This window comes from Okeania sp. SIO3I5, assembly GCF_010672085.1.
Lineage (GTDB): Bacteria > Cyanobacteriota > Cyanobacteriia > Cyanobacteriales > Microcoleaceae > Trichodesmium.
Genome location: NZ_JAAHHT010000093.1, coordinates 1 through 4,580, shown reverse-complemented (window position 1 = coordinate 4,580; position 4,580 = coordinate 1). Strand labels below are relative to the sequence as shown.

The window sequence follows — 4,580 nt, the reverse complement described above, 5'->3', positions numbered from 1 at the left end:
CCAATATCTAATTCAGAAACACTTTGAGAATATAAATCAACTTTTTTTCCTAATCTTTTTTGAGCTTCTTCTAATAAAGGTTCACTGGTATCAATTCCAGTTATTTTGTAGGCAGGTTCAATTTGCAGTAAATTTTCTACTATTAAACCAGTGCCTATTCCTATATCCAATAAATCTCTAGCTTCCCCTATAACTTGAGCAAGTTCAGTAGCAATTTCATCATAGTTTCTATATTGTGAGACGCAGCGATCGTAAAATTTAGCAAGTCCTTGATATTGATCGTTCATTTCCTGCAAAAGTATCTAAATAACGTTTACCTGTTTCATCAAAAATATATTGCCTCAAACCTTCAACAATCATAATTGGTTGTTGATAGTAGTTAGAAACAACTGGATTTATTATATATTGTTTTCTTAATTCAATTACTTCTTGCTTTGAAATACCAAGATAGGGAGTAGGTTGATAATTAGGGTTTGCTGAAAAAGTATAAGTGATAAGAGTAGGAGTCAGGAGTCAGAATTCAGTATAAATGGGAATTATAAAAGAGCTAGTCGGAATAATCGTCCCTTAATTTTTCTGCCCAACTCTTACCCAAAATGCTAAATTTTTGAACTGGAACTACCTAAAAGCTAGCACTTTTTGATACCTAAAAATCCTCAAATCTTTATCTGTAAAAACTTTTAGATTTAATCAGCAGAGCAATAATTATACGGCAGAATAAATGGTATATCCTGTCTAGCTATAGTAATCCTAAATAGGTTGTAAGATTTTATCGTAGGGGTTTGGTCTCCAAATCCCTTAGCGGTTGGGGAAAAGAGACCAAACCCCTACAGCTTTTTCTCACATCTCATTCCTGATTACTATATTTTGTTAGTCATTATGGGCGTTGCTGAATTAATGCATGAATCTAGAATCTAACTGCAAAAATCACTTCTTATATACCACTACATAAGATTTATAGTTAACTAACAATACAGGAATCACTGTACCAATAACTCATAGATTTGTTCCAAAAATGTTTGGCATAACCTTCGCTAATTCCTGCACTGCTTTCCCTATACAGTAGAGAAGGAGAATTGTCAACCACATAAAAAGTATGACCTCGATCGTCTTGATAGATAGGATTTCCTATTTTAGTTGCACGAGTACCTTGAATTGCTCTACCAGTATCTGCGGCTGCATCAATAATCCAACCTGTAGATTTCATGGAATCAAGCATTTCAAAAGTAACAATCGGTGCATCTCCTTGAGCAATTTCCGCTGTATTGATAAAAATATCATAATCTTTAAACTCTTGTCGCATTAGATCGACATTACTCCGGCGACGCAATATAGGTTCAATTCCTTTACTCACCAAATATTTCAAGACGCCATAAGCCACATTTCCTGAGCCAAATACTGCTACTCGCTCGTTCTGGGTAATCCCACCTCGCAACATAATGGCTTGCATCATTGAGGCGTAACCTGCGAATATGTTATTTTCTTTTAAAAAATCTCTTGGAGTATTGAGAGTTTCTGTTTTTCCTTGAGTAATACGGATAGAGATGTCATTTTCAATATCAAATAGTCGGAGATTTTTCCGTTCAGCACAGTATTCTCGAAAATGTCTTCCTGATGCACCAAAGGGATGAATCCAACCTACAAGAGCTTGATTTTCTCTAAAGTATTGATAATCTTGGGGTTGGGGAACTTTAATACAGTAAATTACATCCGCCCAAGCAAATAGACGTTCGCGAGAATAACCAGCACCTTCTCCATAAGCTGCGTCGGGAATATCTAAACTTTTCCCATAATCTTGTTCAAATCTACGTTCGTCCTCTGGACTACAGCAAGATAAATGTTGCGGTAATAAACCGACTCTTTTTTCGTTAGGGAAAGTGGGTTTAATGTAGCCAATTTTCATTTTATCTTCTTATCTGTAAAGGCTTTGAGATTTAATCATCAAGCCTTAATTAAATAATGGTAAAAACTTCAGAATTACTTTCTTGGCTAAGAATACCTCAAAACTGAAATTTATCACCCAAATAATATTGACGTACTAAAGGATTGTTATAAAGTTCTTCTGCCGTTCCAGATGCCAAAATTTGTCCATCTCGCATAATGTAAGCTCTATCCGTAATCTCCAAAGTTTCTCTCACATTATGATCCGTAATTAAGATGCCCATCTTTTGTTTTCCTAATTTCCCTACTATCTTTTGAATCTCAGAAACAGCTATGGGATCTACCCCCGCAAATGGTTCATCTAAAAATAAAAATTTTAGTCCATCTTGGTTAGATGCTAAAGCTCTAGCTAATTCTGTTCGCCGACGTTCTCCCCCAGAAACCTGAGAACCTAAAGTAGAAGCTATTTTTTCTAAACGAAACTCATGTAATAGAAATTCCAAGCGTCTTTTCCATTGGTGACGAGGTACTTTTGTTTGTTCTAAAACCAGGAGAATATTATCTTTGACACTGAGATTACGAAAAATACTAGGTTCCTGAGCTAGATAACCAATACCAAGTTTTGCTCTTTTGTGCATCGGTAAAGCTGTTATATCTAACTCATTTAAAAGGACAGTGCCAAGTGAAGGTTTTTCTAGACCTGTAGCGATATAAAATGTAGTAGTTTTACCTGCACCATTGGGACCGAGTAAGCCAACAATTTCTCCCTCACCAATAAATATATTAACTCGACTCACCACGGCACGCTTACCATAATATTTGTGAATATTCTCAAGAACAATTTTCATAGAAAAAGGAAGAATGTAAGAGTAAGGAGTAAGGAGTCAGAAGTCAGGAGTCAGAATAAGAAAGAAGGAGTCAGGAGTTATAGAGGAGGTAGGAGGAAGAATAGCAAGAGTGATTTTTCTGCCATAGTTAGCCCAAAATACTAAGTTTTTGAACCTGATGGACCTAAAAGCTGGAACTTTTTTCAATCTAAAAAGGCTCAAACCTTTATCTGTCAATGCTTTTATATTTAATCAGCAAACCCTAATTATCAATTATCAATTATTAACAGGACTTACGCAACGGTACTAATTATAGTGGGTTTATCTGGAATAATGACGAATTTATACGCTATATATAGCGGTACTGCGTAAGTCCTGATTAATTATCAATTATCCATTATCCATTATCCATTATTTTCCCCTATTCCCTAGTGCAGGATGGCAGAAATAACTGACCAATTACATGCATCCGAAAAGCCTTGCTAACTAATAATGCATGAATTTTGAATTTTGAATTCCGCGTAACGGCACTAGATTTCAAATTATGGACTTATGGGAGTTTTAAAGGCTGGTTTTGGATTGAATGGTGCATTAACACCACCTCCTATATCTCCTTCTTGACCTGCGGGAACTACATATATAGATTCTACTTGACCTTGCAATTGAGGTAGGGCAATAAAACGTCCTTCATCTATTAAATAAGTGACAGTTTCTCCTCGAATTGTATTCCCCTCCTGTAGTATAAATACATCTCCACTCAGAACAATTCTACGTTCTCGGCTGAAATATTGAGCTTGAGCTGCTGTTGCTTGAATTTGGCGGGCAGGGTAATTAATTTGGACATTACCACGAGCTGTCACAACTCCTGTTCTAGCATCAGCTTCTTGAATATCGGAGCGAACAGTAAGACTACCTGAAGAATTTCGATTTCTTGGAGGTTGGCTAGGGTTAATTTGAGCAGCCGTAGGATGTGTAATAGAATTTATTGTAGCCAGAGGCAATATCAATAGCAATCCTTTCAAAATAATTGATTCTAATATTTTGTTGTTAAGTATCATTTTTAATTAGTTGAAAAATTATTAAGTGGCTCTAGCGTCTAGACCCTTGGGTATATAGCGCAAGTCATCAGTCAAAATTAATAAGTCATAAGTTGTAAATCATTTATAACTAAATTTGAGCATTTATAAATGTCCTAATCTTTGGTTCGACTGCTATAAATTAACTTTCCTGGCGGGAAGTCCCGCGCTCTCCCGCAGGGGAGCGTCGGGATGAAAGCCAGGGCCCGGATTCGGATACCTTCATAAGCTAAACGTTCATATGCCCAAGACACAAGCTAGGAGCATTTTGTTATTATCAATGTCAACACAGGGGGAGGACATCACCTCTGTCTAAACAGCGGTCAGGGTTTCCCAGACGCTCAGAATCCCTATTTTTTCGCCAAAGGGCAACGTCGGGAGTATGTCAAGTATTTGGTTATTTTACCAAAAAATCAGGTCTAAAGCCTCCCCTTTTAAGGGGATGAAAAAGCGGTCGTTAACGAAGTTTCCCGTAGGGTGGGATGGATGGGTTTCCGGCGCCAGATCCAATCGACCAAGAGAAAATCAATTTTCTTATTTTAACTCCCCCGGCGGGAAGTCCCGCGCTCTCCCATAGGGGAGCGTCGGGATGAAAGCCGGGGGTTATTTGTGTAGTTTGTCGTTATTTTTGGTATTGTAAAGTTTTATTGATTTTATAGAAAAACATAGGAAAACAACTAAAAATATCTTAGACTGAGAAAGGATTGCAGAACAGCTCGTTAAATGTTTACAGGAGGGATAATGCAATTAGTAGAACGTACTATTATTAAAAAAAATCATCCCAATTATAAATCAC

At 36.9% G+C, this 4,580-nt stretch carries 4 protein-coding genes; all 4 read right to left on the bottom strand.

Features of this window, described 5'->3' with window-relative positions:
- On the bottom strand, window positions 1-287 hold a 287-nt coding region (locus F6K40_RS20355; protein WP_293138931.1), incomplete at its 3' end, for a methyltransferase domain-containing protein.
- 674 nt (window positions 288-961) lie between these two features.
- Window positions 962-1,903, bottom strand: coding sequence for a Rossmann-fold NAD(P)-binding domain-containing protein (locus F6K40_RS20350; RefSeq protein ID WP_293138930.1), 942 nt, complete (start codon window positions 1,901-1,903; stop codon window positions 962-964).
- Between the two features lie 97 nt (window positions 1,904-2,000).
- On the bottom strand, window positions 2,001-2,729 hold the full coding sequence (lptB, locus tag F6K40_RS20345) for an LPS export ABC transporter ATP-binding protein (protein WP_293138929.1): 729 nt from the start codon (window positions 2,727-2,729) through the stop codon (window positions 2,001-2,003).
- 521 nt (window positions 2,730-3,250) lie between these two features.
- Complete coding sequence (locus F6K40_RS20340) at window positions 3,251-3,766, bottom strand: LptA/OstA family protein (protein ID WP_293138928.1); 516 nt, start codon at window positions 3,764-3,766, stop codon at window positions 3,251-3,253.
- Window positions 3,767-4,580 lie beyond the last annotated feature (814 nt).